Raw genomic sequence first — 367 nt, forward strand, 5'->3', positions numbered from 1 at the left:
GTCGACAACCGCGCAATCGGTGGAAGAAGCTCAAAAACATTCATTGAAGAAGGACGGCTTGATAAAATATTGGCTGACATTCAGCCTGGGGACTGGCTGTTTACACAAATGGGGCACAATGATGCTTCAACGGAGAAGCCCGAACGGCATACAGATCCTTTCACAACGTATAAAAGCTATTTGTCTCAATATATTCACGGAGCAAGAGCGAAAGGAGCTACACCGCTTTTATTAACCCCTGTCGGCCGCTTTCATGAAAAAGACGGAGAATATATCAATGATTTCCCTGATTACTGTGCCGCGATGAAAGAACTAGCCGATGAAGAAGAAGTTCTTCTCGTTGATTTAAATACAGTTAGTCTCCAGT

At 43.9% G+C, this 367-nt stretch carries 1 protein-coding gene; it reads left to right on the forward strand.

Annotated elements, in window-relative coordinates; all coding sequences use genetic code 11:
- Positions 1-367 (forward strand): GDSL-type esterase/lipase family protein (locus KH400_RS22455; RefSeq protein ID WP_246589995.1); only part of this gene is annotated, 367 nt, incomplete at both ends.

Origin of the sequence: Desertibacillus haloalkaliphilus (genome assembly GCF_019039105.1) — a bacterium.
Classification (GTDB): domain Bacteria; phylum Bacillota; class Bacilli; order Bacillales; family KJ1-10-99; genus Desertibacillus; species Desertibacillus haloalkaliphilus.